Raw genomic sequence first — 26,106 nt, 5'->3', positions numbered from 1 at the left:
ATCACTCTGAACTCGTCCGCGGGGGGGGGGGTGTGGGGGGCGGGGGGGGGGGCGGCGGCGCGCCCCCCCCCCCCCCCCCCCCCCCCCCCCCCACACTGCTGTTCAGGTGTCGGCTTCGTGCCTGTTTCCCTCGGTCAGACGGACACGGGAGTGCCGAGCATCGCGGAAGCGTGCTGGAGCGGGCTGAGGATGCGTACGGGTGCGGCCTCGGGGAGGGTACGGCAGGTGAAGCCGAGCTGCGTCATGGCCCGGAGGACTTCGCCGACGCTGAAATCACGTCGGTCCTGGCGGGTGATGACCTGGCCGACCTGCTTGACGGGGTAGTGGCGGCGGCCGATGATCACAGATTCGCCGGTACCTGGTTCGGGCTTGATGCCCTTCATCGATTCCAGCACTCCGCTCTTGGTGAGCTCGAAGGGGAAGCGGGCGATGACACAGCGCATGTGACCTCACAGAGAGAAGGAAGAGGGAGAACGGCCCGGCCGGGGTGAGACGGTTCAGCGGGAGAGGGCGAGGACGCCCAGAGCGCTGCCTTGCCCGTCGACCACCTGCGGGGCACCGAGCCGGCGGGAGCGCATCGCGTGCTCGGCTTCGGCCGTCGTGGCCACGGATGTAGTGAACGACCCGTGGTCGTCGAGGATTTCGCGCAGGCGGACGCGGTCCGTGTAGGCGGAGCTGTCGCGGACGGCGGTGAGTTCGGTCCGGGTGACCAGGCCGGTGCACTGGCCGTCCTGGTCACAGACGACCAGCCGACCCGTGCGTGCGGCGGCCATGACCGACAGCGCCACCTCGACACTCATGTCGTCACAGACCTGCGGTCCGGCCGCGTCCATGACCTCGGCCACCGTCTTGTGCCCGGGGTCGGCGCTCGCCGGGCGGGGCTGCATCTGAACCAGCGTCACAAGGTGCCTCCTGCAGAGATGGGTCCGCTTCCTGATCACGAAGGTTCTAGGCCGCCGCGCCGAAGACGGTCTGGCGTACCGGCGCGCGCCGGGTCGTCGAAGAGGGGCGGCGCCGGCCCCGCGAGGTGCTGCGCTTGGGGCGTTCGGCCACCGGTGCGGTGATGACGACCGGGATGCCGGACGGGGTCTGGGCGCCGGTGATCCGGTGCAGGGCCTCGTCGCCCGAGCGGATCTGGGTGGTCTGCGGCCGGATCCCGGCGTCCACCATGAGGCGCACCATGCCGCGGCGCTGGCTCGGTGTGACGAGGGTGACGACGCTGCCGGACTCGCCGGCTCGGGCCGTACGGCCGCCGCGGTGGAGGTAGTCCTTGTGGTCGGTCGGCGGATCGACGTTCACGACGAGGTCGAGGTTGTCGACGTGGATGCCGCGCGCCGCGACGTTGGTCGCTACCAGCACGCTGACGTGCCCCGTCTTGAACTGCGCCAGCGTGCGGGTGCGCTGCGGCTGCGACTTGCCGCCGTGCAGCGCGGCGGCCCGAACCCCGCTGTTGAGCAGGTCCTGGGTCAGCCGGTCGACGGCGTGCTTGGTGTCCAGGAACATGATCACGCGGCCGTCGCGGGCGGCGATCTCCGTCGTGGCGGCGTGCTTGTCGGCGCCGTGGACGTGCAGGACGTGGTGCTCCATCGTCGTGACCGCACCGGCCGACGGGTCGACCGAATGCACGACGGGGTCCGTCAGATAACGGCGCACCAGCAGGTCGACGTTACGGTCCAGGGTGGCGGAGAACAGCATCCGCTGCCCCTGCGGACGCACCTGGTCGAGCAGCGCGGTGACCTGCGGCATGAAACCCATGTCGGCCATCTGGTCGGCCTCGTCCAGCACCGTGATGCCCACCTGGTTCAGCCGGCAGTCGCCCCGGTCGATGAGGTCCTTGAGCCGGCCCGGGGTCGCGACGACGACCTCGGCCCCGCCTCGCAGCGCGCCGGCCTGCCGGCCGATCGACATCCCGCCCACCACCGTGGCCAGCCGCAGCCTGACGGACCGGGCGTACGGCGTGAGCGCGTCGGTCACCTGTTGCGCCAGCTCACGCGTCGGTACGAGGATCAGCCCCAGCGGCTGGCGGGGCTCAGCACGCTGCCCGGCGGTACGGGCCAGCAGGGCGAGACCGAAGGCGAGGGTCTTGCCCGAGCCGGTGCGCCCGCGGCCCAGGACGTCACGGCCCGCCAGGGAATTCGGCAGCGTCGCGCCCTGGATCGGGAACGGCGCGCTCACACCCTGCCTGCCGAGTTCGGCCAGCAGCTGCTCGGGCATGGAGAGATCGGCGAAGCTCTCCACGGCAGGCAGCGCGGGGGTGATCGTCGTGGGGAGCGCGAATTCACCCTGCACGGGGGCAGGCCGGCGGCCGTAACTGCCCGAACGAGCAGGACCGCCGGAACGGCGCGGTGCCGGCGAGCCGAAGCGGCTGACGCTCCTTCCCGCGTCGGCACTGCCATTACGGGTGCGGGGTGAATAGTCGTTCGTACGTGTGCGGTTCATGCGGAACCTTCCTCGATGCGGCACATATCAAGGAATTCCCGCAAGCGGTGAGCAGCACGGAATTACAAGTATGGACCGATGTCAAAGCAAATCCGGCCGACGGGAATCCGCGGCGGGCGTAAATGCTGAAATAGGTGACGCAGCGAGGACGTAAAGTCCCGGGCGCCGAGGTGCGGTGTGGCTCTTCAGGACGCGCCTGCATCCTGAAGGAGTAGCCGCGTGTGGTGAGACTGCGGATTTCTCCGAGCCGTCCCGCAGGTGAAACCACTGCGGGAAAATGCGTGTAGCCGGGGCCCGCACCCCGAGGGATGCGGGCCCCAGCTACACAGTGCGCGTCAGCGTCAGGCCGGAACGATGTTCTCGGCCGTCGGGCCCTTCTGGCCCTGCGCGATGTCGAAGGTCACCTTCTGGCCTTCGAGCAGCTCACGGAAGCCCTGGGCGGCAATGTTCGAGAAGTGGGCGAACACGTCAGCGCCGCCACCGTCCTGCTCGATGAAGCCGAAACCCTTGTCCGCGTTGAACCACTTCACGGTACCAGCAGCCATGTCATATCTCCTTTGGGGCAGTACACCGGCGTCCGCACTGTGCGAACACCGTGTCGCCGCGATGATCACCCCGCCGGAAAATGACCGGAAATACAAAAGCGCTCTCCCCGACAGAATCCGAGTGGGAGCACTTGAAGTTCGGGAACCACAACTGCAACTGAGATGGACAGTAGCACGCCGCAACGGCCCGCGTCGGTTAAGTAATTCCACTCCGCTCATTGCGGCAAAAACTCTCACTACGCGGTCCGGCAAACTCTCACCTCGCGAGCACAGATATTGACTCACTCGCAGTGCAGCGTTCCAGAAAAGCGGAGTCGTCAGCCGCAATCAGGGTTGTCGGGGCGCTTTGGCGTGTGCGGCTGTCCGCAGGATCGCATTGAACAGCGGCCATGAGCAGCCACCAGCATGAGGCGGACCTGCGCTGATCGCCGCGTCCGGAGCAGTGGTCGAGCGTTCGATCCGGTGAGGGGACGCCACCGTGGATCGTGTCGGGCAAACTGCGCCCTCCGGAAGTGCCGTGCGCTCAAAGGCTCGGCTTCACCCGGGCATGGCAACTGACAGCGGGCTGAAACTTTGGTGTTCGTTCCGGCGGACAGCGGTCGGCCCTCGGCGGCCGACGGTCGACCCTCGTCCGACGAAGGCCGACCGCGAGCCGCTCGCGCTCCTAGTGCCGCGGCTGGCAACGTTTGCCCTTCAAGGAGCGGCGCCATGGGGGTCCCCCCCTGCTCGAGCGAAGCCGAGCGCTTGGGGGAGCGTGCTCTCGGTGTGCCGGCCGGAAGTCCTCGTACTGGATGTACTTGGGCTTTCGGCCGGTGCGGCGAGTGGGGGTGCCCCCTGCTCGGAGAGCTTGGGGGAGCGTGCCGGGCGTCGCGACGGGGCAAACGTTGCCTGTCGCGGCACTAGTAACTGCCGTACGTCGGCCGGCCTTCGCGCTCGTACGTGTTGATCGCGACGCCGGAACCGGTGATCGTCCCGCCGGTGCGGCGGAACGCGGTGGGGGCGGCGCCCTCGGCGAAGAGGCGGCGGCCCTCGCCGAGCAGCACGGGGAAGGTCATCAGGTGCAGGGTGTCGATCAGACCGAGCGCGAGGAGGGACTGGGCGAGGACGGCGCTGCCGTGGATCTGGACCTCGCCCTCGGTGCGCTCCTTGAGGGCGGTGACCTCTTTGCCGAGGTCGCCGGTGATCACGGTCGTACCCTCCCAGGCGGGCTCGGTGATCGTCGAGGAGACGACGTACTTGGGCAGCGCGTTCAGCTTGGAGGCGATCGGGTCGGCCGGGTCGGTCATCTTCGGCCAGTAGCCCGCGAAGATCTCGTACGTACGCCTGCCCAGCAGGAACGCGTCGACGTGGGAGAAGTTGTCGACGACGAAGCTCCCGAAGTCGTCGTCGCCGAAGGGAACGCTCCAGCCTCCCTGGCCGAAGCCGCCGCTGGGGTCCTCCCCGGGACCGCCCGGCGCCTGGTGGACTCCGTCGATACTGACGAACGCGGTGAGGGTGAGCTTGCCCATGACGGTGCCTGCTTCCTTGCGGTGGGGTCTGCTGCCATCAGGACAGACCCCACCGGCGCCCGCAACTCATCGGTCCGCGACGAAAACGCCCCGCGTCCTTCCACCGGTCCCGCGCCCCGCACGGGGCTCGCACCCGGTTCCGGTCGACGGCGTGCCCCGTGCGGGCCGGGACTCACCCCGCGCCGGTCGAGAACAGTCCGCCCGTCGGGCCCTGCTTGTCGCCGCCCTGGGCCTTTCTCAGGGCGTTGGCGAGGCTCTCGATGGTGAGGGACTGGAGGATCACCCGTCCGTCGCCCTCCAGTGTGGCCAGCGACAGGCCCTCGCCGCCGAAGACCGCGTTCATCAGACCCTGCCGGTTGAGCCCGCCGATCCGCTGGACGCCGTACTGGATACCCTCCTCGAAGGCGACCACGCAGCCCGTGTCGACCTCGACGCGGCCTCCGAAGTCGGCCGGGTTCAGGTCGATGAAGTTGCCCGCGCCCGCGATGATCACCGTGCCGTGGCCGGTGAACTTCTCCAGGACGAATCCCTCGCCGCCGCTGCGCCCGGTCCTCCCTCCCTGGAAGGCGATGCCGAACTGCACGGTCGACTCCGCCGCCACGAAGGCGTCCTTCTCGGCGAACCACGCGCGTGTGCCGTCGAGCTCCAGGGCGCGCATCTCGCCGGGCAGCACGCCCGCGAAACCGACGGTGCCCTCGCCGCCCGTCGACGTGAAGTACTGGAACGCCAGCGACTCGCCCGCGAGGGCGCGCTGACCTGCCTGCATGGCCGTGCCCACGGCCTGGCGCAGCATGCCGCCCCTGCCGCCTCCGCCACCCTGCTGCCCGCCGCCGCCCGACGGTCCGGAGAGCCGCGTCTCCATGGTCACGTTGGTGGTCTTGAACAGGAACTTTCCCGCTTCGCAGTACACGGTCTGACCGAGGCGCAGGTTGACGACCGCCATCTGCATGGCGTTGCCGACGATTTCTTGCTGAAGAGTCACGCCGTGAGAACGCGGGAAGCGGAGCAAAGAGTTCCGGTCATCCGGGTGAGGTGTCGGCTTGTGCGCTCACTCCCGCCTCGGCCGGTCCTGATTTCTCGTTGCTCCGGTTCTCGCCACCGCTTGTCGTTGCCTCTGACTCCATAGGGGAGACCGGCACCGGAGCCGGCGGTTCTTGCCTGGCTCGGGCCATGTACCCGACACCCGAGATCGCTACGATGCGCCGGTGCCGCGCCCCAGGAGGCGCGGTCACGTTTCCGGAGGGGGATACCTGTGTTCGTGCTGTCCATCCTGCTGCTCATAGCCGCAGTAGTGCTCCTTCTTGTCGGCCGCGGCCGCACTCCCGCGGGCCACTGGAAGCTCGGGGCGGCGCTCAGCGCCCTTGCGGGTGTGCTGGCAGGCGCCTTCGCCTGCATCCATGTCGTGAGTGCCTACGAGGTCGGCGTGCCGGTCACCTTCGGCAAGCTCGGCACACCGCTGACCTCGGGCATGCACTTCAAGTCACCGTTCACCGACGTCACGTCCTTCTCGACCCGCCCGGTGGACCTCGACCTCAAGGACAAGGACGTGGTGGAGGTCCGCTCCTCGCAGGGCGGCGTGCTCTACGCGGACGTCACCATCAAGTGGGCCGTGGTTCCGGCCAAGGCGGTCGCGCTGTACCGGCTGGCGGGCAACGAGGAAGCCGTCGAGGAGCGGCTGGTGCTGCCGGACAGCCGCGAGATCATCCGCAACGTCTTCGCGAAGCACACCAGCGAGGAAGGTTACGCGTCCGCCCGCGAGCAGATCAGCACGGAGATCGCCGACCTCATCGCCGAGCGACTGGCACCGCGCGGCATCGACGTCACTTCCGTCAACCTGCGCAATGTGAGGCCGTCGGAGAAGCTGCAGGACCAGATCGACAAGAAGATCCAGCAGGAGCAGGCCACCGAGCGGGCCACCGAGGCGGCGCGTACGGCCAAAGCGGAGGCGGAGCGCAAGCGGATCGAGGCGGAGGGCATCGCCAACGCCAACAAGATCATCGAGCGGTCGCTGAGCGACAAGGTGCTGTACAACCAGTGCATCGAGGCGTACAAGGAAGCCGCGAAGGCCAACCCGGTGTACGCGGTGCCGTGTGGCACGGACTCGAACGGCACTCCGGTGATCGTGGACAACGGCAAGAACTGACGCCGCCGCGGGCAAGGATTGCCGGTTCATGACGTCCGGCGGCTTCGTCCTCTCCGAGCGGGAGGACGAAGCCGCCGGACCTGCCGGTCACCGGGGAAACATGCCGGACGGCATGTCTGGTGGGGTTGGCCGGACGAACCGCCCCAGGTCCGCCCGGTGCCAAAGCCGTTCCGCTGACATCGACGGCCACGGTGAGTCGGGCTGGTCCCGAACCCCGCGACCGGCGAATTCGGTGTCCGTTCGCCGCCAGCGCCGGACGTGTGCGACCGCTGGGATGGACGCATGACTTCTCGAGGAACCATGAACGGCAAGGTGGCACTCGTGACCGGTGGCAGCCGGGGCATCGGGGCCGCGACGGCGCTGCGCCTGGCCCAGGAGGGTGCGGACGTGGCCGTCACCTATGTGCGGGGCAAGGAAGCCGCGGAGGGCGTCGTACGGGGCGTCGAGGGGTTCGGACGCAGGGGACTCGCCCTGTGCGCGGACGCCTCGGACGCGGCGGAGGCCGGCGGGGTGGTGGACCGGGTCGTCGCGGAGTTCGGACGGCTCGACGTACTCGTCAACAACGTGGGGGTGGGCGTCCTGGGACCGTTGGAGTCCCTGTCCCCGGCGGAGGTCGACCGGGTGCTCGCCGTCAACGTCCGGGGGGTCTTTCTGGCCTCCCAGTCGGCCGCGTCGCACCTCGGGGACGGAGGGCGGATCATCACGATCGGCAGTTGCATGACACAGCGGGTCCCCGGCCCCGGAGGGACGCTCTACGCCACGGGCAAGTCCGCGCTGATCGGTCTCACCAAGGCGCTGGCGCGGGAACTGGGCGACCGCGGGATCACCGCCAACATCGTCCATCCCGGCCCCATCGACACGGACATGAACCCGGCGGACGGCCCGTACGCACCGGGCCAGACCGCGATGACCGCCCTCGGCCGCTTCGGCGCCGCCCATGAGGTCGCCTCGATGGTCGCGTATCTGGCGGGAAGCGAGGCGGGGTACGTGACGGGGGCGGAGTTCGCGGTGGACGGAGGCCACGCGGCGTAACGCGTCAGGCCGGCCCCGGTATCCGGATCACCCGATCGCCTGGATCACCTGGATCGCCTGGAGAGACGTCGTACCCGGCGCAAGCCGGCCACGGCCCGTGGGACGCACCGGCATCGGCACGTCCCACGGGACCGTCGGCACACGGGCGCCACGGCTCCGGACGACGGGACCCGGAAGACTCAGCTCAGCCGCCCAGTTCCTGGTGCCGTGCCGTCAGCCCCGACGCCCCGTCCTCCGTCAGAGAGCCGAAGAGGCGCAGCCGGGAGATGCCGCCGTCCGGGAAGATGTCCACGCGCGCGTGCGTGCCGACGGCGGGTGCCGCGAGGGTGAAGCGGTGGTTGGTGTCGGGCTGGAGGCGGGTGCGGGGCAGGATCTCCGTCCACTCCCCCGCGTCGCCCTCGTCGCCGTTCCGCACCGACACCGAGGCCCATCCGGCGCTGTTGCCCTTCAGGTACGCCGTGTCGATCTCGACGGCGCGGATCTCGGACCGGGCGACGAGCCGGTAGCGGATCCAGTCGTTGCCGTCGTCGCGTCGCCGGCGGGTCTCCCAGCCGTCGTCCATCTTGCGCGAGCGGCCGGGCTGGATGGTGTTGGTGGCCGGTGAGTAGAAGAGGTCGGATGCGTCCTCGACCTGTCCGCCGTTCTCCAGGGCGACCACGTCGAACGTGCCGAGGACGGACAGCCAGCGCGGGTCGGGCACGACCTCGCCGTACACCCGCAGTCGCGCGATGCCCCCGTCGGGGTGCTGGTTGACGCGCAGGTGCGTGAAGCGCTGCTCCACGGAGACGGCGAACCCGTTGGCCGCGTGACCGCCGACCGCGGTGCGCGGTACCAGGGTCGTCCACTTCACCTCGTCCGCGAGAAGTTCCCCGGGCGAGGGTGAACCGGGCACCGAGGCGCCCTCGACCGACACCGCCTGCGGATAGTTGCCGCGGAAGTGGGCCGTGTCGACGACGATCCCGCGGATCACCCCGGGGGCACCGAGGCGCACCAGGGCCCAGTCGTGGTCCTCGGCGGTCGGCCACGGGTGCTCGGCCGAGGCACCGCGGCGCCGCCGGGTCTCCCAGCCGTCCATGATCTTGCCCTTGTGACCGAAGTGCTCGGGGTCGAACTCGGCGGCCCCGGCCACGAGGAGGTTCTCGCGCTCGGCGAAGAACTCGTCGTTGGCGGCGACGACCCCCGCGCCGAGCCGCCGGTCCGCCAGGTCGGCGTACCGGGTGAAGGGGAAGTCGGCGGTGCGGTAGTCCGCGTACGGGTCGCCGCCTCGGTAGGGGTTCGCGTCTCCGGTGAAGGTGGCCGGAACGGTCGGGCGCTGCGCCGTCACGATGATCGATCTGCCTTTCGGGGGTCGGGCGTTGCGATTACGGGTGGCGGACGAGGAGTTGTCCGGCGGGCTCGGTGAACCTGCCCTCGGCGACGACGCGTTCGCCGCGCAGCCACGTCGACTTCACGACACCGCTGAGGGTCCTGCCCGCGTAGGCGGTCACCCGGTTGCGGTGCTGGAGCGCGGCGGGGTCGACGGTGAAGGTCTGGTCGGGGGCGAACACCGCGAAGTCGGCGTCGTGGCCGGCCGCGATGGCGCCCTTGCGGTCGCCCAGGCCGACCAGTCCCGCCGTGCGGGAGGACATCCAGCGGACCACGTCCTCCAGGCCGTGGCCGCGTCTGCGGGCCTCGGTCCACACGGCGGACAAGCTCAACTGGAGGCCGGAGATGCCGCCCCACGCGGTCGCGAAGTCGTCCGTCTTGAGATCGGCGGTCGACGGCGAGTGGTCGGTGACCACGCAGTCGATGGTTCCGTCGGCGAGCGCCTGCCACAGCAGGTCCTGGTTGGCGGCCTCACGGATGGGCGGGCAGCACTTGAACTCGCTGGCGCCGTCCGGGACTTCCTCGGCGGTCAGAGTGAGGTAGTGCGGGCAGGTCTCCACGGTGATCCGGACGCCGTCCGCCTTGGCGGCGGCGATCAGCGGGAGCGCGTCGCTCGACGACAGGTGCAGCACATGCACCCGCGCGTCGAGGCGCGCGGCCTGCGCGATGAGGCTCTTGACGGCGCTGTCCTCGGCGTCCCGGGGGCGCGAGGCGAGGAAGTCGGCGTAACTGCGGCCGCCCTTCTGCGGGGCGGCGGCCAGGTGGAGCGGGTCCTCGGCGTGCACGATCAGCAGGCCGCCGAAGCCGGCGATCTCGGCGAGGGACCGGGCGAGTTGGTCCTGGTCCAGTTCGGGGAACTCCTCGACCCCGGACGGCGACAGGAACGCCTTGAACCCGAAGACACCGGCGTCGTGCAGGGGCCGCAGGTCCTCGACGTTGCCGGGCAGCGCGCCGCCCCAGAAGCCGACGTCGATGTGCGCCTTGGAGCGGGCGACGTCCTGCTTCGTACGGAGGTGGCCGACCGTCGTGGTCGGCGGGAGGGAGTTGAGCGGCATGTCGATCAGGGTGGTGATGCCGCCGGCGGCCGCGGCGCGGGTCGCGGTCCAGAAACCCTCCCACTCGGTGCGGCCGGGGTCGTTCACATGGACGTGGGTGTCGACGAGGCCGGGCAGCAGGACGTCGTCGCCGACGTCCTCCGACCGGGCGCCGGGCGGCACCTCGGCGTCGTACGGCAGCACGGCCGTGATCTTTCCCCCGGCGACCGCGACCGAAGCGGCGCGCGTCCCTCCGGGAGTGATGACGCGCGTCGAGCGCAGCACCAGTTCGGCATCGGACACCCGGACCCCTCTCTCCGCCGCCGTTGACTCCCGTTGCCGCCGGGTTGCTTCCGCGTAACGGAATTCAACTTTCTGTTGAAGAAGTCTTCACTCCGGCCCCCGCTCCGTCAAGGGCCCATTCCTCCAGCCTCCTCCCGACCCGGCCGGCCCCTGTCCCCAAATGCACCCGATGCGCCCGACCGCACGATCTTCCGCATCGCGGAGTCATATTTCCGACAGACAGAATGTAGTCTCACCCTACCCGGCAGTGGATGCGCTGCCGGGTAGGCTGCGTCTCTGCCCGCCCGCCGCCGCCCCCTTCGAGACTCTTCGGGTCACCCCGCTCGATACCGCGCCCCGAAAGGACCGCCGCCGTGCCGCCGTCCAGCGCCAGCACCACCGACGCCAGATCGTCCGCTCCCAGTGGCGGCGTCCAGTCCCTCGAGCGCGCCTTCGACCTGCTGGAGCGCATGGCGGACGCCGGGGGCGAGGTCGGCCTGAGCGAGCTCTCCGCGAGCAGCGGGCTGCCGCTGCCCACCATCCACCGGCTGATGCGCACCCTCGTGGTTTGCGGATACGTACGACAGCAGACCAACCGCCGGTACGCGCTCGGTCCCCGGCTGATCCGTCTCGGCGAGTCCGCCTCCCGGCTGCTCGGCACCTGGGCCCGCCCCTATCTGGCGCGCCTGGTGGAGGAGACCGGCGAGACCGCGAACATGGCGCTGCTCGACGGGGACGAGATCGTGTACGTCGCCCAGGTGCCGTCCAAGCACTCGATGCGCATGTTCACCGAGGTGGGCCGCCGGGTGCTGCCGCACTCCACGGGCGTCGGCAAGGCGCTGCTGGCCCACACCCCGGACGACGAGGTGCGGGCGCTGCTCGCCCGTACGGGGATGCCCGCCGCGACGGAGAAGACGATCACCACGCCGGACGGCTTCCTCGCCGCGCTCGACGAGGTGCGCCGGACCGGCTACGCGGTCGACGACAACGAGCAGGAGATCGGCGTCCGCTGCCTGGCCGTCTCCGTGCCCGACTCCCCGACCGCCGCCGCGATCTCGATCTCCGGCCCGGCCGGCCGGGTCACCGAGGCCGCCACCGAGAAGATCGTGCCGGTGCTCCAGCAGGTCGCGGCCGAACTGTCGGAGGCTCTGGCCAGCTCGGGACCGGGCGCCGGCTGACCCGGGCGTCGGCTGACCCGGGCTCCGGCCGTGTCCACGAGGACGGGTCGGGAGGACGGGTCGGGAGGACGGGTCGGGAGGCCGCACGCCGTTCCGGCCCGGCTCGGTCCGCCCCGGGCACCGCGCGCTGCTCCCCTCCCGGCCGGCCGGCGGCGCCGGGTCTTCCGTACGGACGACGCCGACAGGACCTGGGAACCGCCGACCGCGGGACTCCCCTCCGAGCCACCCGGCTCGATGCGCCCCGACACCACGCACCGCTCCCCGCCCGGCTCTCAGACCGCCCCCGCACCGCGCCTCTCTCCTCGCCCGGCTCAGTCCGCCCCGGACACCGCGACGGGCACCTCCAGGCGCCCGTCCGTCATCTCCCGCACCGCGTCCGCCTCGCCGAGGCGGGCGCGGTCGTGTGTCACGAGGACGGTCGCCGTGGCGCGCTCACGCGTGAGCCGCAGCAGCAGGTCGATCACCGCCGTACCGCGTTCGTGGTCGAGGGCGCTGGTCGGCTCGTCGACCAGGAGCACCGACGGCTCGTTGACCAGCGCTCGGGCGATGTTCACCCGCTGCCGCTGACCACCGGACAACTGGTGGGGGCGCCGGTGGGCCAGGTCGCCGAGCCCGACCTCGGCGAGCAGCTCCCTCGCGCGCCGCGTCACTCGACGGCGCCCGTCCAGGTGCCCCATCACCTGGAGCTGTTCCAGCGCGGTCAGCGAGGGCAGCAGGTTCGGCTGCTGGAACACGATGCCGATCTCGCGCCGCCGCAGGACGGCCCGCTCGGCGGAGGTCAGCGCCCCTGTCTCCGTACCGCCGACGAGGACACGTCCGCGGTCCGGGGCGACCAGGGTCGCGGCGACCGCGAGGAGGCTGGACTTGCCGGATCCGGAGGGCCCCACGACGGCCGTCGTCGTTCCGGCGGGCACCAGCAGGCCGACGCCGTCCAGAGCGGTCACACGGCCGTCGCCGTCGGGGTAGGTGAGGGTGATGTCGTCGAGGGTCAGGCTCATCGGGTGGTCTCCGGGGTTCTCATCGGGCGCTCGCCAGCGCGGTCAGCGGGTCGACGGCGGTGATCCGCCGGACGGACAGGCCCGCGCCGAGCGCCCCGAGGGCGATCGTCACGGCGGCGGGTCCGAGCACGGCCGGTCCGGCCGGCGCGAACGGCACACCGCCGCCCCGCACGAGCGCGCCGGCTCCGGCCGCGAGCCCGGTGCCGATCAGCGTCCCGGCGGCGAGCAGGGACACCGCCTGGCCGAGCGCGTCGCGCAGCAGGTACGGCGTGGAGGCGCCCAGCGCCTTCAGGACCGCGATGTCGGGCGCCCGCTGGATGGTCCAGACCGTGAAGAACGCCCCGGTGACGAGTGCCGAGATGACGAAGAGGAATCCGCGCATGAGCTGGAGCGAGCCGTTCTCGGCCCGGTAGGAGCCGATGGCGGTGAGGGCGTCGCCCTTGGTGGAGGTCTTCGTGCCGGCGGCACGGTCGGCCGCCCGCAGATCGGCTCCGTCAGCGCGCAGGGCGATCACGGTCGCCGGACCGGAGAGGTCGGTCCACACGACCGGGGTGTGGCTGTACGAGGCACGGCCGGCCACGGCCGCGACGGTCAGCTCGGCGCCGCCGAGCCCCACCCGGTCCCCGGGCGTCACGCCGAGCTCGGCGGCGGCCTTCTCGGACAGCACGGCACGGCCCGGGGCGACCCCCGCCGGGGCGATGCCCGACCCCGGCCGCACGGCGAAGGCGGACACCGCGGCCGTACGGTTCCCGGCGGCCGCGTTCAGGGTGCGGATGCCGATGGGCTCGGCCGAGGTGACGCCGGGTGTGCCGGACCAGGTCTCCCAGGCGCGGGACGGCACTCGCGCCCCGGTGAAGGACACCGGCTGGCCCGCGGCCGGCGCGGCGAAGGCCAGGTGGTCGGCGGGCAGCGCGGTGACCGCAGAGGTGTTCTCCGCGGCGAGCCCGGCGGTCAGCCCGGACAGCAGCCCCACGAGCAGGGTGATCAGTACGACGACGGCTCCCATCAGGGCGAACCGCCCCTTGGCGAACCGTAGGTCTCTCCATGCGACGAACATGCCTCGACCCTGCCGCCCGGACCCCGTCCGGGGCATCGTCCCGCGGCACGCTTCCCCCGGTCCGAAGGAGGGGCGCGCGGATCGCCGGGAGACGCACCGCGCGGGACCGAAGGGACGGCGGCCCGCGGACTGGGGAGGAGAACCCCGCGGGCGAAGGGAGCAGCCCGCTTTCAACCTTTCGGTTGACCGGGTCCGGCACTGCCCCGCCTACCCTGGAACGACCATGGATGTCCCCCTCCGCTCCCCCGTCGTCGCCGTCCTGCGGCTGTGCCTGTACGCCCTGCTCGCGGGCCTCCTCCTGCCGGCCGCCGTCCGCAGCGGGGGCACCGGGCACCCGGGGGCGGTCGTCGTGTCGGTCCTCGTGACGGGGGTGGTGCTCGCGGCGGGCGCGGTCTCCGCGGCGGTGCACCGCTCACGGCGTACGGCCGCGCTGTGGGTGGCCGCCCTCGGCGTGAGCTGGCTGGCTCTCGTCACGCTCTCGCCGGACGGGCTGTGGGTGGCGTTCCCCCTCTACTTCCTGCAGCTGCACCTGCTGCCGGTGCGCTGGAGCCTGCCCGCGGTCGCCCTGACGGCGGGGGCGGCGGTCGCGAGCTTCGTCGCGCACGGCGCGCCCCTCACGCCCGGCGCGTTCATCGGGCCGCTGCTCGGGGCGGGGGTGGCGGTCGCCACGGTCCTCGGGTACGAGGCGCTGTACCGGGAGAGCGAGCGCCGCCGCGAGCTGATCGAGGAACTCGTCGCCGCCCGTGCCGAACTGGCCGAGGCCGAACGCGCCGCGGGCACGCTCGCCGAACGGGAGCGGCTCGCCCGCGAGATCCACGACACGCTCGCCCAGGGCCTGTCCAGCATCCAGCTCCTGCTGCGGGCCGCCCAGCGACTGCTGCCCGCGGACTCCCCCGCCGCACCGCACCTGGAGCAGGCCCGCGCGACCGCGCAGGACAACCTCGCCGAAGCCCGTCGCTTCGTCCGCGCGCTCACCCCTCCCGGTCTGGAACACGGTTCGCTCGCCGCCGCGCTGGAGCGGCTGTGCGGGTCGGCCGCCGTGGACACGCCGAAGGTCCGCTTCACGGTGAGCGGCCCGCCGGCCGGGCTTCCGACTCCGTACGAGGTGGCCCTGCTGCGGATCGCGCAGTCGGCGCTCGGCAACGCCCTGCGCCACGCGCACGCGGATCGCGTGGAGATCACGCTGAGCTTCATGGACACCTCGGTCGCGCTGGACGTGGTGGACGACGGGGCCGGCTTCACTCCCGGCGACGTACGGCCGGACCGGAACCGTCCGGACCGGGACCACCTGAACCGGAACCACCTGAACCGGGACCGCCCGGGCGGAGACACCGCCGACGCGGACGTCGTCGGCGGAGACGCGACGGACGGGGGCTTCGGGCTGCCCGCGATGCGCTCGCGCGCGCGGTCGCTGGGCGGGACGTTCACCGTCGAGTCGGCTCCCGGTCAGGGCACGGCGGTGGCGGTCACGCTGCCGCTGCCCGTGCCCGCCACCGGGGAGCCGGCCGACGCGGACCGCCGCGCCGTGGGGAGCCGGGCATGACCGTCCGACTGCTGCTCGCGGACGACCACCCCGTCGTCCGCGCCGGGCTGCGCGCGGTGCTGTCCGCGGAGCCGGACTTCGAGATCGTCACGGAGGCGCCGACGGCGGAGGCCGCGGTGGAGCGGGCGGGGGCCGGTGGTGTGGACGTCGTCCTCATGGACCTCCAGTTCGGCGCCGGGATGCACGGGGCGGAGGCCACGGCGGTCATCACGGCACGCCCCGGCGCACCCCGGGTCCTCGTCCTGACCACGTACGACACCGACGCGGACATCCTCGCCGCGGTCGAGGCGGGCGCCTGTGGCTATCTCCTCAAGGACGCTCCTCCCGAGGAGCTCTCCGCCGCCGTGCGCACCGCCGCCTCGGGTCACTCGGCGCTCGCCCCGAAGGTCGCCGACCGGCTCATGGACCGCATGCGCACCCCGGCCGCCGCCCTCAGCCGTCGCGAACTGGAGGTCCTCGAACTGGTCAAGGACGGCCTCTCGAACCAGCAGATCAGCAAGGAGCTGTTCCTGAGCCAGGCGACCGTGAAGTCCCACCTGGTGCACATCTACGCCAAGTTGGGTGTGGACTCCCGCACCTCGGCCGTGGCGGCGGCCACCGAGCGGGGTGTCATCCGCAGGGGGCGCTAGTGCCTGTCCGACAGCTCAACGCCGGGTCCGGTGCGGGGGTTCCCCGAAGAGTTCGACCGCGCTGCGGACGTCCGCGAGGCGGGTGGCGAGAGCGCTCACCGAACCGATCGCGCCCGCGACCAGGAGGAGCGAGCGGCGCAGCCGGGGAACCTCGGGGACGCCTCCGGCGGCCATCGCGGCGAGGGACGCGAGCTCGTCCTCGGCGATGCCCCGGTCGGGGAACTCCACCGGATGCACGGCGAGTTCACGGCGCAGCCGGGCGACGGCGGTACGTAACTCCGCCACCCTCGGATCCTCGTCGCCGCCCGTCACCGGTCTCTGCCCCAAGCTCCGCAGCACAGCTCTCCCCCTCGCGCGCGCCGTCATACGTCGGTCCCGCTCATGTCGGCTCCAGTTCCCCGTGGCGGTGGTCAGGCGCCGGGGGACGCGGGCCAGTAAACGCCACCCGGTGCGCCGGGCGCCACTGCGCGGACCGAAATTCAGCCCGGGGACACCGCGGTGACGGCCCGGGTTCCGGGGCACACCCGGGCCCGGTCGGGTATGCAGGGGACATGACGGAGAACAAGGGCGAGGTGGTGGGGCTGGTGCTGGCGGCCGGAGGCGGACGGCGTCTCGGGGGCCGCCCCAAGGCACTGCTGCCCCACCGGGGGCGGCCCCTCGTCGAGCACGCGGTGGAGGAGCTGCGGGCCGGCGGCTGCGCCCGCGTCCATGTCGTGCTCGGCGCCCGGGCCGACGCCGTACGGGATCGGGCCTCGCTGCCCGGGTGCGTCCTCGTGGACAACCCCCGCTGGGAGGAGGGCATGGGCTCCTCGCTGCGGGCCGGGCTCGACTCGCTGACGGACTCGGGGGCGCGGGCCGCGCTGGTGTCGCTGGTCGACCAGCCGGGGATCGGCCGGGAGGCGGTGGCCCGGGTGCTGGCCGCGTACGCCGACCCGCTGACGCTCGCCGCGGCGGCGTACGACGGTGAGCGCGGCCATCCGGTGCTCTTCGGGGCCGGTCACTGGGCCGGGATCGCGGCGGCCGCCACCGGCGACCGGGGGGCGCGCGCCTATCTGAAGGCGCACGAGGAGGCGGTCACCCTCGTGGAGTGCGGGGACGTGGCGCGGGCGTACGACATCGACACGGAGGCCGACCTGGTCCACCTCGAATGAACGGGGTGGCACCGAGCGCCACCTTCCGTCGACCTGGAGAATCTCGACATCAACAAACCATTGAACTTCCACCATGAGGAAATTAGTATCCACTGCTCAGAAGCGCCTCGCCGTGCCGAGGGCGCCCGAGGTCGTCCGCACGCGTCACGGCACCGGGTGCCAGGCGCGGTGACGCCGTCCATGGTTCGCTCGTTCGACCGGCATGCGGCTCGCCCGCAGGCCCCGTACACGGATCGCCGTCAACAGCTCGCCCGCACGCAGCTCGCTGAAGGAGTGACAGCTCATGTCCGCACCAGCGCCGTCCCCGCTGGCCATCGTCGACGCCGAGCCCCTGCCCCGGCAGGAGGAGGTCCTCACCGAAGCGGCCCTCGCCTTCGTGGCCGAGCTGCACCGGCTGTTCACGCCCCGGCGTGACGAGCTCCTCGCCCGCCGCGCGGAGCGGCGTGCCGAGATCGCCCGCACCTCCACGCTGGACTTCCTCCCGGAGACCGCCGCGATCCGCGCGGACGACTCCTGGAGGGTGGCCCCCGCCCCGGCCGCGCTGAACGACCGCCGGGTCGAGATCACCGGCCCCACCGACCGCAAGATGACCGTCAACGCCCTCAACTCGGGCGCCCGGGTCTGGCTCGCGGACTTCGAGGACGCCTCCGCGCCCACCTGGGAGAACGTCGTCACCGGTCAGCTGAACCTGACCGACGCGTACGCCCGCCGCATCGACTTCACCGACCCGGCGTCCGGGAAGTCGTACGCCCTCAGGCCGGACGCCGAGCTCGCGACCGTCGTGATGCGGCCGCGCGGCTGGCATCTGAACGAGCGTCACCTCGTCGCCGCCGACGGCACGCCCGTGCCCGGCGCCCTGGTCGACTTCGGTCTGTACTTCTTCCACAACGCCCAGCGGCTGCTCGACCTCGGCAAGGGCCCGTACTTCTATCTGCCCAAGACCGAGTCCCACCTCGAAGCCCGCCTGTGGAACGACGTGTTCGTCTTCGCGCAGGACCACATCGGCGTCCCGCAGGGCACGGTCCGCGCGACCGTCCTGATCGAGACGATCACGGCCGCGTACGAGATGGACGAGATCCTCTACGAACTCCGCGACCACGCCTCCGGGTTGAACGCGGGCCGCTGGGACTACCTGTTCTCCATCGTCAAGAACTTCCGTGACGGCGGGACCAAGTTCGTCCTGCCGGACCGCAACGCGGTGACGATGACGGCCCCGTTCATGCGCGCGTACACCGAACTCCTCGTCCGCACCTGCCACAAGCGTGGCGCTCACGCGATCGGCGGCATGGCCGCGTTCATCCCCTCGCGGCGCGACGAGGAGGTCAACAAGGTCGCCTTCGAGAAGGTCAAGGCCGACAAGGACCGTGAGGCGGGCGACGGTTTCGACGGCTCGTGGGTGGCCCATCCCGACCTCGTCCCGATCGCGATGGCCTCCTTCGACGCCGTCCTCGGCGACCGGCCGAACCAGAAGGACCGGCTGCGCGAGGACGTGTCGGTCGCGGCCGGTGACCTCATCGCCGTCGACTCGCTCGACGCCCGGCCGACGTACGACGGTCTGGTCAACGCCGTGCAGGTCGGCATCCGTTACATCGAGGCCTGGCTGCGCGGCCTGGGGGCCGTCGCCATCTTCAACCTCATGGAGGACGCCGCCACCGCCGAGATCTCGCGCTCGCAGATCTGGCAGTGGATCAACGCGGGTGTCGTCTTCGAGCACGACGGCAGGACCGTGGCGGCCACCCCGGAGCTGGCCCGCGAGATCGCCGCGCGGGAACTCGCGGACATCCGCGCCGGGATCGGCGAGGAGGCCTTCGCGGCCGGCCGGTGGCAGCAGGCGCACGACCTGCTCCTGAAGGTCGCGCTGGACGAGGACTACGCGGACTTCCTCACCCTGCCCGCCTACGAGCAGCTGACCGGCTGACCCGGCTCAGTCCGCCGCATCCGCTCCGTCGGCCGTACGGTCCGAGTGGCCCAGGGATCTTCCCGGGGCCACTCGGTCGCGCACCAGGCGCTTGACCGCGGTCGGCTCGGGGAACCCCTGCTCGTGGCGGTCCCAGATCACCTCGTCGTTGACCCGGACGACGAAGACACCACCGGTGCCGGGCTTCAGGGACAGCTCGTCGAGCTCCGCCTCGAAGGTGGTGAGCAGTTCCTGGGCCAGCCAGGCTGCGCGGGGCAGCCAGCGGCACTGGGTGCAGTACTCGATCTGGACCCGCTGGACGTCCGTCATCCCAGATGCACCGACCAATCCTGTTCCGCCGACGGTTTGCCGTGCAGGTCCGGGACGCGCTTGAGCCAGTCCGGGCGGCCCCGCTGGGTCCGCTCCGCCCGGTCGGCGTCCTCGGCCGCGAGCTCTTCCCGGCTCGGGAAGTCCGTGGGGAGCCAGGCCGCCGAGGCACGGACACGGGCGAGGAGGTAGCCGACGTACGCCTCGCGGACCGCGTCGGGGCTCGCGAAGCCCGGCTCGTCCATGAGCCAGGCGTCGGGCACCTGCGCCAGGACCGTGCGCAGCAGTTCCTCGGTGACCAGGGGGGCGAGTTCGGCGTCGGCCGCGCGGGTGTCCGGGCCGTGGCCGCCGAGCGCGTGGCTCCTGAAGTCGTACGCCTTCTCCGGCGCCGAGGCGTCCCAGCGGTGGTGGAAGACGAGGGCGGCGCCGTGGTCGATCAGCCACAGGCGGGGCGGCGCGATACCGAAGGTGGGCCAGATCATCAGGTTCGAACTGTGCACCGTGCGGTCCACGTTGACCGTGAGGGCGTCCAGCCAGATCACCTTGCCCGCCTCCAGCGGGTCGACCGGGAACGTCCGCGCGACCTCGGGGGTGAAGTCCTTCGCGCCCGGCAGGTAGTCCATGCCGAGGTTGAGCCCGGCACTGGCCCGGAGCAGGTCCTGGACCTCCTGATGGGGTTCGTGCGCGCCGGAGACCGGGTCGAAGTGGACGAGGACCAGTTCGGGGAAACGCAGCCCGAGGGCCCGGGCCAGCTCACCGACGACGATCTCGGCGACCAGCGCCTTGTGGCCCTGGGCGGCCCCCGTGAACTTCACGACGTAGGTCCCCAGGTCGTCGGCCTCGACGAGACCCGGCAGCGAGCCGCCCTCACGCAGGGGCGTGACGTAGCGGGTCACGGTGACGTCGTTCAGCATTTCCCCAGGCCATCCGAGTCTTCAGCCTCGCAGTCCGAAGTGACCATAGTAACCGCGTGTCACCATCCGCGGGGTGTGCCGGTCGCCTCGTCGGTTTCCGGTCACCGCGTCGGTCATTTCCGCACCGTCCCGACCGGCCCGGAGCCGCCGTCGCCATATGGGCAATCGGAAATTGTCTCAATTTCCCTCACCCATAAACGACGGGAATCGAATCCCGCAGGCGACACCCGGAGTCCCGTCGAATCTTCCGTGTACTCACGCGTCGCGGCTCAGCGAGTCGGGGGAGGATTCCCGCTCACCGCCACCAGCGGCAGCCCGCCGTTCTCAGATCCTCCTGGAGAAGGTCCGGCCGGGTTCCCCAGCGCCTTCGTTCCTCACCGAGGCCGAACGAGCACAGCAGCTCTCCGTCGGCGGCATACGAGAAAACGGAAGGCGGGTGAAATGCCTGGGGATCGAGATTCACCGCCTCGACTCCCTTGCGTGAAATGCCTTCGAGGACGTCATGCCTGGTGCCGGGGGCTTCGCCGTATTCGGCGGCGAACGCCCACCCCTGCGATTCCCCGATCCGTGCGACGCCGATGTCCGCGTCGGTGAGAAGGCGGCCCGGTCGTGGCCCCGGCCTCAGAATCCGGCCAGCGGGTTCGGCAGGGGCACATAGCGGGCGTCGGCGCCGTCCGCCCGGGTCCAGCGGAGCAGCAGGTTGGTCTTGCCCGGGACGGTGGGTGAGGAGAGCAGGGCCGCGATCTCGGGGAGGCCGTGGTCCGCGCCGCGGCGGTGGAGTTCGCGTCGTACGGCGGGCCAGGGGTCCGTACCCGGGAACCGCTCGGCGAGGAGGGCGGCCAGCTCGGCGAGGTGGTTGACGATCAGGCAGTACACGAGCCGTTCCCAGCCGGCCGCGCGGGTCACCCCCGGCAGCAGTTTCACTCCCTCCGCGTCCCGGAACAGTGCCTGGACGGGCGTGCCGGCGGCGTCCACGGCGATCAGGGTGTTCTGCAGGTGGGCCTCGACGACGACTCCGTGGCGGGCGAACGCCTCCAGCACCGGGGGCACCACCTGGCGGAGGTAGGCGGCCCACCAGGCCGAGGGCTCGGTCAGCCGGTCGAGCGGGTTGCCGTCGAACCCCTCCACCAGGGCGGCGGCGAGCAGCGGGGTCGCGCCGGGGACGAGGTGGTCGCGCAGTCCGTCGCGGACCAGGACGGCGAGTTCCTCGAAGGCGAAGTCGGCGGTGCGGTAGCCGCGGTCGCTCAGCCAGGCGGCGGGACGGTCCTGCGCGGCGAACGCCGCGGCGGTGGCCGCGTCGGTGGCCCGTACCTTCAGCAGGTCGTGCCGCCACAGCCGGCGGATGTCGTTGGTGATGCGGACGTCGAGGCTGAACTTGACGAACAGGTCGTCCTCGGGGTCGTAGAGGGTGCGGACCGCGGCCGTCGGCCAGAACGGGCGGGCGGTGGGTCCGAGGCGCAGGAGCCGGCCGTCCGCGAAGGCGTCCCGGATCGCCCGGCCGGCGCCGGTCAGGGTCAACTGCCAGGGGTGGGCGGGCAGCAGCCGGTATCCGGCGGGGGCCCTGCCCAGGGTGTCGAGGGCCCTCGTGTCGCCCTCCTCGACGACCGTGTCCTCCCGCACGGCGAGCAGTTCCAGCGGGAAGCGGGTGTACGCCTCGGGTGCGTAGGGCAGCCAGCCGCTGACCGGGCCGCCACCGCGGGTCTTGGGTGCCGGGTGGTACGGGTGCCCCGTGATCAGGGACTGTTCGGAACGCAGATACGGGTCCTCGGGGGGCGTCGCCCCGGCGCGGGCGCGCAGGAGGGCGGCGACCACGTCCCGGCTGTCGGTCATCTCCGCGGGCAGTTCGGAGTTGGCCGCTCCGGTGGACCGGCGCAGTTCCTCGGCCGCGAAGGCGACCAGTTCCCGGTGGGTGAGCCGGTGCCAGGCTCCCCCGGTGTACACCTCGGGCTCGACGGGGCGCCGCGTCCCCCGCACGCGCAGCATCCGGCCATCGGCGCGGAGCCGGTGGACGCCCGGTTCCGGTGTGGGTTCCGCCAGTTCGCGAAGGAGACAATTGAGCAACGGCGCGGCGGCGTACGCGTCGGCGGCCTCGTCCATGTCGCCAGCGGTGAGCTGGGGGAACACGGTCGGCTTGAAGTCCACGCGATCCATCCGGTCCATTCGATTCATGCGGTGCACTGGTGATCAGTATGTCCGCCGCGGCGGGCGATCACGACATAGTCCCCCGTACCCGAGGAGCCCGCCTGTGCCCCGTCCCTCCACGCCCGACACCGAGACCGCGTTCGCCGAGGAGCTGGGCGCCGTACGTCCCGGGCTGTCGGCGCCGTACGCCGAGGCTCTGCCCGGTGCCCGGGCCGCCGTGCTGACCCGGCTGTGGCGCGCGCTGGCGTACGAGCCGCTGCCGTGGATCGCCCGCCGTGACACGGACCGTGGGGGTCTCACGCTGGGCCTGACGGACGGCCGGCGGCTGCGCGGACCGCACGCCGACCCGTACGCCACCTCCGCCTACGTGACCGAAGTGCGGCTCGCCGGGCGGGCGTACGACCGTCCGGAGCTGCTCGTCGACGCCCTCGGCGTGCCGCACGGTCCCGCCTTCGCGGCCGAACTCGCGCACAGTGTCGCCTCCATGGCCCTGTCGCGGGCGGACCGGGCGGCGTCCTGGGGCACTCCCGAAGAGCCCGAGGCGAGCTGGGTGTGGGAACAGCGGATCGTCGACGGGCATCCGTATCACCCCAACTGCCGTGCGCGGCCCGGGTTCTCGGTGGCCGAACAGCTCGCGTACGGGCCGGAGCACCGGCCGTCGGTGGAGTTGGGCCTGGTGGCGGTGGACGGCTGTCTCGTCACGGGCGACTGGCCGAAGTGGCTGCGGGACGGGGAGCGGGTGCTGATCCCGGTGCACCCCTGGCAGACCGCTCATGTGCTGGACGCCCCGGTCCAGGAGGGTTTCGCCGCTCACCCGTTGATGTCGCTGAGGACCCTCGCGGTGCCGGACGGACCGCATGTGAAGACCGCGCTGAGCGCCCGGCTGACCTCGTCGGTGCGGGACATCTCGGTGTACTCGGTGGAAACGGCGGAGACGGTCTCGGCGTTCCTGGAGGGGACACTGGCGGGTCTGGACGTTCCGCTGCACATCACCCGTACCCTCGGCGCGGCCTCCGCCGGCTTCCCCGATCTCGCGGCGGTGGTGCGGGAGTCACCGGACGGCTACGCGGGCGCGGGTGAGAGGTGCGTGCCGGTGGCCGCCCTTCCGCTGACGTCGCTGCCCGAAAAGGCTTCCTGGCTGGCCGAGTTCACCCGTCTCGTCCTCACCACGGGGCTGCGGCTGCTGGAGTCGGGGGTGGCGCTGGAGGCGCACGGCCAGAACCTGCTGGTGATCCTCGACCGCGCGGGCTCCCCCGTCCGGCTCGTCTACCGCGACCTGGCCGACATCCGGGTGAGTCCGGCCCGGCTGGCCCGGCACGGCGTCCCGGTCCCGCGGCTGTCCGGGCGCATCGTGACGGACGACGAGACCGCCCTGCGCCGCAAGCTCTTCGGTTCCCTCGTCGGCGGCACCCTGGGCGCGACGGCGGGTTCGACGGCCGCGCTCCGCGAGGCGCTCGACAGCGTCGCGGCGGATCTCCCGCGCACCGCGGACCTCCCCGCGCTCCTCGGTGAGCCGCTCCCCGCCAAAGCGCTCACTTTGATGCGGCTCTCCCCCGAGACCCCGGGTGACCTGTGGACACTGCTTCCTCGGCCGCTCGCCGGGCCCGGAACGTGATGCCGCGGGACACCTCTCGTTTTTACGAGCGGCACCTTTGATCAATAGGATCCGCCGATGATCACAAGACAACGGCTGGCGGCGGGCGTCTGCGCCCTGCTCGCCGCCCTGGCCGCCGGGATCGCCCACCCGGCCGGAGCGGTCGCCGACGAAACGACGGCGACCGCGCCCAAGGTCGAACTCCTGCTGGACGTCAGCGGTTCGATGCGGGCCCGGGACATCGACGGCGAGTCGCGGATGTCCGCGGCGAAGCAGGCGTTCAACGAAGTGCTCGACGCTACGCCGCAGGAGGTACAACTCGGCATCCGCACCCTCGGCGCCAACTACCCCGGGGACGACCGCAAGACCGGCTGCAAGGACACGGCCCAGCTCTACCCGGTGGGGACGCTGGACCGCACCGAGGCCAAGACCGCCGTCGCGACCCTCAGCCCGACCGGCTGGACCCCGATAGGCCCCGCCCTGCTCAAGGCGGCCGACGACCTCGACGGCGGTGAGGGCACCCGTCGCATCGTGCTGATCAGCGACGGCGAGGACACCTGCCAGCCGCTCGACCCGTGCCAGGTGGCCCGCGAGATCGCGGCCAAGGGCATCAACCTGACGATCGACACCCTGGGGCTGGTCCCCAACGTCAAGGTGAGCAAGCAGCTGAGCTGCATCGCCGAGGCCACCGGGGGCACGTACACCTCGGTGGAGCACAAGGAGCAGCTCAGCGACCGCGTCAACCAGCTGGTGGACCGCGCCGCCGATCCGGTGGTGAAGCCGGTGGCGGTGCAGGGTGCCGACTCGTGCACCGGGGCGCCCGCCGTCAAGTCGGGTCTCTACACCGACCGCGAGGAGTTCGCGCAGCACCGCTGGTACCGCGTGGAGGTCGCGCCGGGCAAGGAGCTGCGTGCCTCGGTGAGCATCGCGGCCGACCGTCAGGTCAATCGCGACTACGGGGTGCTGCTGCGTGCCGTCACCGTGCACGGCCGGGAGATCGTGCGCGGCGAGTCGGCCGGGAACGGCCGCACGGACGTCGTCTCGACCGGCCTGCGCTACCCGAAGGCCGAGAGCGACGACGAGGACGCGCCCGCGGAGGTCGTGTGCCTGCAGGTGTCCAACTCCTTCTCGGCCGCGTCCGGCGTGAAGACCACGCCCGGTCTGCCGCTGGAACTGACGGTCGACGTCGTCGACGGCCCCGACCAGGCGGGTGACGTGGCCTCCTTCGGCCTCGGACGCGGCTGGTGGCTGCTCGGCGCCCTGGTGCTGACCGGCTTCCTCGCGGGTCTGCTGTGGGGCTGGATCTCTCGCTGGCGGTTCTCGGTCTGGAGGACCAACTGATGCGTATCCGACGTGTACTGAGCACCGCCGCCCTCCTCGCGGGGGTCGCCGCGGCACCCGCGCTGCTCGGCGCGGCCGCCTCCCCGGCCCTCGCCGACTCCACGCCGTCCGCGAGCCCTTCGGGTGACGACTCCGCGCCCACCGAGGCCGGTACGTCCTTCCGCACGGCGACCGAGATCGAGCAGGGCCGGCAGGCCACCGCCGGCGCCTCCACGGGTGACTACCTGTACTGGCAGTTCCCCGCGGACGCGGGACAGCGGCCCACCGTGAAGGCGACGGTGAAGCTGCCCGAGGCGTCCAGGCGCGGCTCCTCCGAGACCTGGCAGATCGACGTGTACGACGGTCTGCGGCGCCGTCAGGCCTGCCAGTACGGGGCGCAGACCCGCACGGCGGGGTCGGACGCGTCCTCCGTGGAGCTGTCCTGCACCCTGCGCACCGTGCGCGCCTGGTCGGAGACCTGGGCCAACGACCCGCTGCCGGGCACCTATTACGTCCGGCTCACCGCCACCGGTCTCGGCGCGGCCGATCTGGGTCTGCCGATGAGCGCGCAACTCCAGGTGGACTCCAAGGACATCGGCGGTTCGGCGGCGGTCGACGGCTCGCTCGCCAAGCCGTTGGTCCCGGGCATCGCCATCACGGCGGCGGAGAATCCCGAGGAGGACGGTTCCGACGACGTTTCCGGCTCCGAGACGGCGACGCTGTCCTCGCTCCGGCCCGACACCTCCGGCTGGTGGTCCGACCGCTGGGTGTGGACCGGGATCGGCGGCGTCCTCGCGGCTCTCGCCGGCATCTGGGGGTACTCGCTGACGCGGGGCCGCGGGCGCCCCTCCCGGATTCCGCCGGGCGCCTGACCCGCAGGCCGTGGACCGAGGCCCGGGGGGGGGGGGGGGGGGGGGGGGGGGGGGGGGGGGGGGGGGGGGGGGGGGGGGGGGGGGGGGGGGGGGGCGCCGGGGGCGGGGGGGGGGGGGGGGCCCCGCGCCGCCGCCC

At 71.9% G+C, this 26,106-nt stretch carries 25 protein-coding genes; 10 read left to right on the top strand and 15 right to left on the bottom strand.

Annotated elements, in window-relative coordinates; genetic code table 11:
- Window positions 1-134: 134 nt before the first annotated feature.
- The 6 genes from ACFYW9_RS40095 to ACFYW9_RS40070 all read right to left on the bottom strand — a co-directional run bounded on the left by ACFYW9_RS40095 (window position 135) and on the right by ACFYW9_RS40070 (window position 5,474).
- The gene (locus ACFYW9_RS40095; protein ID WP_389159966.1) at window positions 135-443 is read right to left on the bottom strand and encodes an SCO5918 family protein; all 309 of its coding nucleotides are present in this window, start codon (window positions 441-443) and stop codon (window positions 135-137) included.
- Between the two features lie 54 nt (window positions 444-497).
- Window positions 498-902: a CBS domain-containing protein gene (locus tag ACFYW9_RS40090; RefSeq protein ID WP_389159965.1), complete on the bottom strand. Its 405-nt coding sequence runs from the start codon at window positions 900-902 to the stop codon at window positions 498-500.
- A 46-nt stretch (window positions 903-948) separates the two neighbouring features.
- Window positions 949-2,439, bottom strand: a complete 1,491-nt coding sequence (locus ACFYW9_RS40085) for a DEAD/DEAH box helicase (protein ID WP_389159963.1) — start codon at window positions 2,437-2,439, stop codon at window positions 949-951.
- 341 nt (window positions 2,440-2,780) lie between these two features.
- On the bottom strand, window positions 2,781-2,984 hold the full coding sequence (locus ACFYW9_RS40080; RefSeq protein WP_151471173.1) for a cold-shock protein: 204 nt from the start codon (window positions 2,982-2,984) through the stop codon (window positions 2,781-2,783).
- An 899-nt stretch (window positions 2,985-3,883) separates the two neighbouring features.
- Window positions 3,884-4,492: a dihydrofolate reductase family protein gene (locus ACFYW9_RS40075; RefSeq protein ID WP_389159961.1), complete on the bottom strand. Its 609-nt coding sequence runs from the start codon at window positions 4,490-4,492 to the stop codon at window positions 3,884-3,886.
- Window positions 4,493-4,664: 172 nt separating this feature from the next.
- Window positions 4,665-5,474 carry an AIM24 family protein gene (locus ACFYW9_RS40070; RefSeq protein ID WP_389159959.1) on the bottom strand — a complete coding sequence of 270 codons (810 nt, stop codon included), beginning with the start codon at window positions 5,472-5,474 and terminating at the stop codon, window positions 4,665-4,667.
- Window positions 5,475-5,744: 270 nt separating this feature from the next.
- Here ACFYW9_RS40070 and ACFYW9_RS40065 point away from each other — a divergent pair, with 270 nt between their 5' ends.
- The gene (locus ACFYW9_RS40065; protein ID WP_389159957.1) at window positions 5,745-6,635 is read left to right on the top strand and encodes a prohibitin family protein; all 891 of its coding nucleotides are present in this window, start codon (window positions 5,745-5,747) and stop codon (window positions 6,633-6,635) included.
- 282 nt (window positions 6,636-6,917) lie between these two features.
- Complete coding sequence (locus ACFYW9_RS40060) at window positions 6,918-7,667, top strand: SDR family oxidoreductase (protein ID WP_389159955.1); 750 nt, start codon at window positions 6,918-6,920, stop codon at window positions 7,665-7,667.
- Window positions 7,668-7,851: 184 nt separating this feature from the next.
- Here ACFYW9_RS40060 and alc read toward each other — a convergent pair whose 3' ends face one another.
- Both alc and allB read right to left on the bottom strand, forming a co-directional pair.
- Window positions 7,852-8,991: an allantoicase gene (alc, locus tag ACFYW9_RS40055; RefSeq protein WP_351875472.1), complete on the bottom strand. Its 1,140-nt coding sequence runs from the start codon at window positions 8,989-8,991 to the stop codon at window positions 7,852-7,854.
- Between the two features lie 37 nt (window positions 8,992-9,028).
- Window positions 9,029-10,369 carry an allantoinase AllB gene (allB, locus tag ACFYW9_RS40050; RefSeq protein WP_389159953.1) on the bottom strand — a complete coding sequence of 447 codons (1,341 nt, stop codon included), beginning with the start codon at window positions 10,367-10,369 and terminating at the stop codon, window positions 9,029-9,031.
- A gap of 353 nt (window positions 10,370-10,722) precedes the next feature.
- On the opposite strand from allB, the gene ACFYW9_RS40045 reads away from it, so the two are divergent.
- Window positions 10,723-11,526: an IclR family transcriptional regulator gene (locus tag ACFYW9_RS40045; RefSeq protein ID WP_326784725.1), complete on the top strand. Its 804-nt coding sequence runs from the start codon at window positions 10,723-10,725 to the stop codon at window positions 11,524-11,526.
- 311 nt (window positions 11,527-11,837) lie between these two features.
- On the opposite strand, the gene ACFYW9_RS40040 is transcribed toward ACFYW9_RS40045, so the two are convergent.
- Together ACFYW9_RS40040 and ACFYW9_RS40035 are read right to left on the bottom strand one after the other, a co-directional pair.
- Window positions 11,838-12,524 (bottom strand): ABC transporter ATP-binding protein, encoded by a 687-nt coding sequence (locus tag ACFYW9_RS40040; protein WP_389159951.1) that lies wholly within the window; start codon window positions 12,522-12,524, stop codon window positions 11,838-11,840.
- Window positions 12,525-12,543: 19 nt separating this feature from the next.
- Window positions 12,544-13,581 (bottom strand): ABC transporter permease, encoded by a 1,038-nt coding sequence (locus ACFYW9_RS40035; RefSeq protein ID WP_389159949.1) that lies wholly within the window; start codon window positions 13,579-13,581, stop codon window positions 12,544-12,546.
- A gap of 223 nt (window positions 13,582-13,804) precedes the next feature.
- Here ACFYW9_RS40035 and ACFYW9_RS40030 point away from each other — a divergent pair, with 223 nt between their 5' ends.
- Window positions 13,805-15,124, top strand: a complete 1,320-nt coding sequence (locus tag ACFYW9_RS40030) for a sensor histidine kinase (protein WP_389159947.1) — start codon at window positions 13,805-13,807, stop codon at window positions 15,122-15,124.
- Window positions 15,121-15,753 carry a response regulator gene (locus ACFYW9_RS40025; protein ID WP_389159945.1) on the top strand — a complete coding sequence of 211 codons (633 nt, stop codon included), beginning with the start codon at window positions 15,121-15,123 and terminating at the stop codon, window positions 15,751-15,753. Before ACFYW9_RS40030 ends, ACFYW9_RS40025 begins: the two co-directional genes overlap by 4 nt.
- A 15-nt stretch (window positions 15,754-15,768) precedes the next feature.
- Here ACFYW9_RS40025 and ACFYW9_RS40020 read toward each other — a convergent pair whose 3' ends face one another.
- A complete protein-coding gene (locus ACFYW9_RS40020; RefSeq protein ID WP_351875491.1) occupies window positions 15,769-16,092 on the bottom strand; it encodes a DUF5955 family protein in 324 nt (107 codons plus the stop codon).
- A gap of 212 nt (window positions 16,093-16,304) precedes the next feature.
- On the opposite strand from ACFYW9_RS40020, the gene ACFYW9_RS40015 reads away from it, so the two are divergent.
- Together ACFYW9_RS40015 and aceB are read left to right on the top strand one after the other, a co-directional pair.
- The gene (locus ACFYW9_RS40015) at window positions 16,305-16,904 is read left to right on the top strand and encodes an NTP transferase domain-containing protein (protein WP_389159943.1); all 600 of its coding nucleotides are present in this window, start codon (window positions 16,305-16,307) and stop codon (window positions 16,902-16,904) included.
- A 283-nt stretch (window positions 16,905-17,187) separates the two neighbouring features.
- A complete protein-coding gene (gene aceB / locus ACFYW9_RS40010; RefSeq protein WP_389159941.1) occupies window positions 17,188-18,822 on the top strand; it encodes a malate synthase A in 1,635 nt (544 codons plus the stop codon).
- Window positions 18,823-18,828: 6 nt separating this feature from the next.
- Here the strand turns inward: aceB and ACFYW9_RS40005 are convergent, their stop codons facing one another.
- The 4 genes from ACFYW9_RS40005 to ACFYW9_RS39990 all read right to left on the bottom strand — a co-directional run bounded on the left by ACFYW9_RS40005 (window position 18,829) and on the right by ACFYW9_RS39990 (window position 22,202).
- Complete coding sequence (locus ACFYW9_RS40005; RefSeq protein WP_389159939.1) at window positions 18,829-19,131, bottom strand: SelT/SelW/SelH family protein; 303 nt, start codon at window positions 19,129-19,131, stop codon at window positions 18,829-18,831.
- Complete coding sequence (locus tag ACFYW9_RS40000; protein WP_389159937.1) at window positions 19,128-20,042, bottom strand: HipA family kinase; 915 nt, start codon at window positions 20,040-20,042, stop codon at window positions 19,128-19,130. The genes ACFYW9_RS40005 and ACFYW9_RS40000 overlap by 4 nt, the downstream gene beginning before the upstream one ends.
- 295 nt (window positions 20,043-20,337) lie before the next feature.
- Window positions 20,338-20,622, bottom strand: a complete 285-nt coding sequence (locus ACFYW9_RS39995; RefSeq protein ID WP_389159969.1) for a DUF6461 domain-containing protein — start codon at window positions 20,620-20,622, stop codon at window positions 20,338-20,340.
- Window positions 20,623-20,663: 41 nt separating this feature from the next.
- Window positions 20,664-22,202 (bottom strand): IucA/IucC family protein, encoded by a 1,539-nt coding sequence (locus ACFYW9_RS39990; RefSeq protein WP_389159967.1) that lies wholly within the window; start codon window positions 22,200-22,202, stop codon window positions 20,664-20,666.
- Window positions 22,203-22,287: 85 nt separating this feature from the next.
- On the opposite strand from ACFYW9_RS39990, the gene ACFYW9_RS39985 reads away from it, so the two are divergent.
- The 3 genes from ACFYW9_RS39985 to ACFYW9_RS39975 are packed head-to-tail and all read left to right on the top strand — an operon-like array spanning window position 22,288 to window position 25,970.
- Window positions 22,288-23,799: an IucA/IucC family protein gene (locus tag ACFYW9_RS39985; RefSeq protein ID WP_389159935.1), complete on the top strand. Its 1,512-nt coding sequence runs from the start codon at window positions 22,288-22,290 to the stop codon at window positions 23,797-23,799.
- A gap of 57 nt (window positions 23,800-23,856) precedes the next feature.
- A complete protein-coding gene (locus ACFYW9_RS39980; RefSeq protein WP_389159933.1) occupies window positions 23,857-25,119 on the top strand; it encodes a VWA domain-containing protein in 1,263 nt (420 codons plus the stop codon).
- Window positions 25,119-25,970, top strand: a complete 852-nt coding sequence (locus ACFYW9_RS39975) for a hypothetical protein (protein ID WP_389159931.1) — start codon at window positions 25,119-25,121, stop codon at window positions 25,968-25,970. The genes ACFYW9_RS39980 and ACFYW9_RS39975 overlap by 1 nt, the downstream gene beginning before the upstream one ends.
- Window positions 25,971-26,106: the final 136 nt, after the last annotated feature.

This window comes from Streptomyces sp. NPDC002698 (assembly GCF_042888945.1).
Classification (GTDB): Bacteria; Actinomycetota; Actinomycetes; order Streptomycetales; family Streptomycetaceae; genus Streptomyces.
The sequence above is the reverse complement of the archived record's forward strand: the minus strand, read 5'-3'. Positions and strand labels throughout refer to the sequence as shown.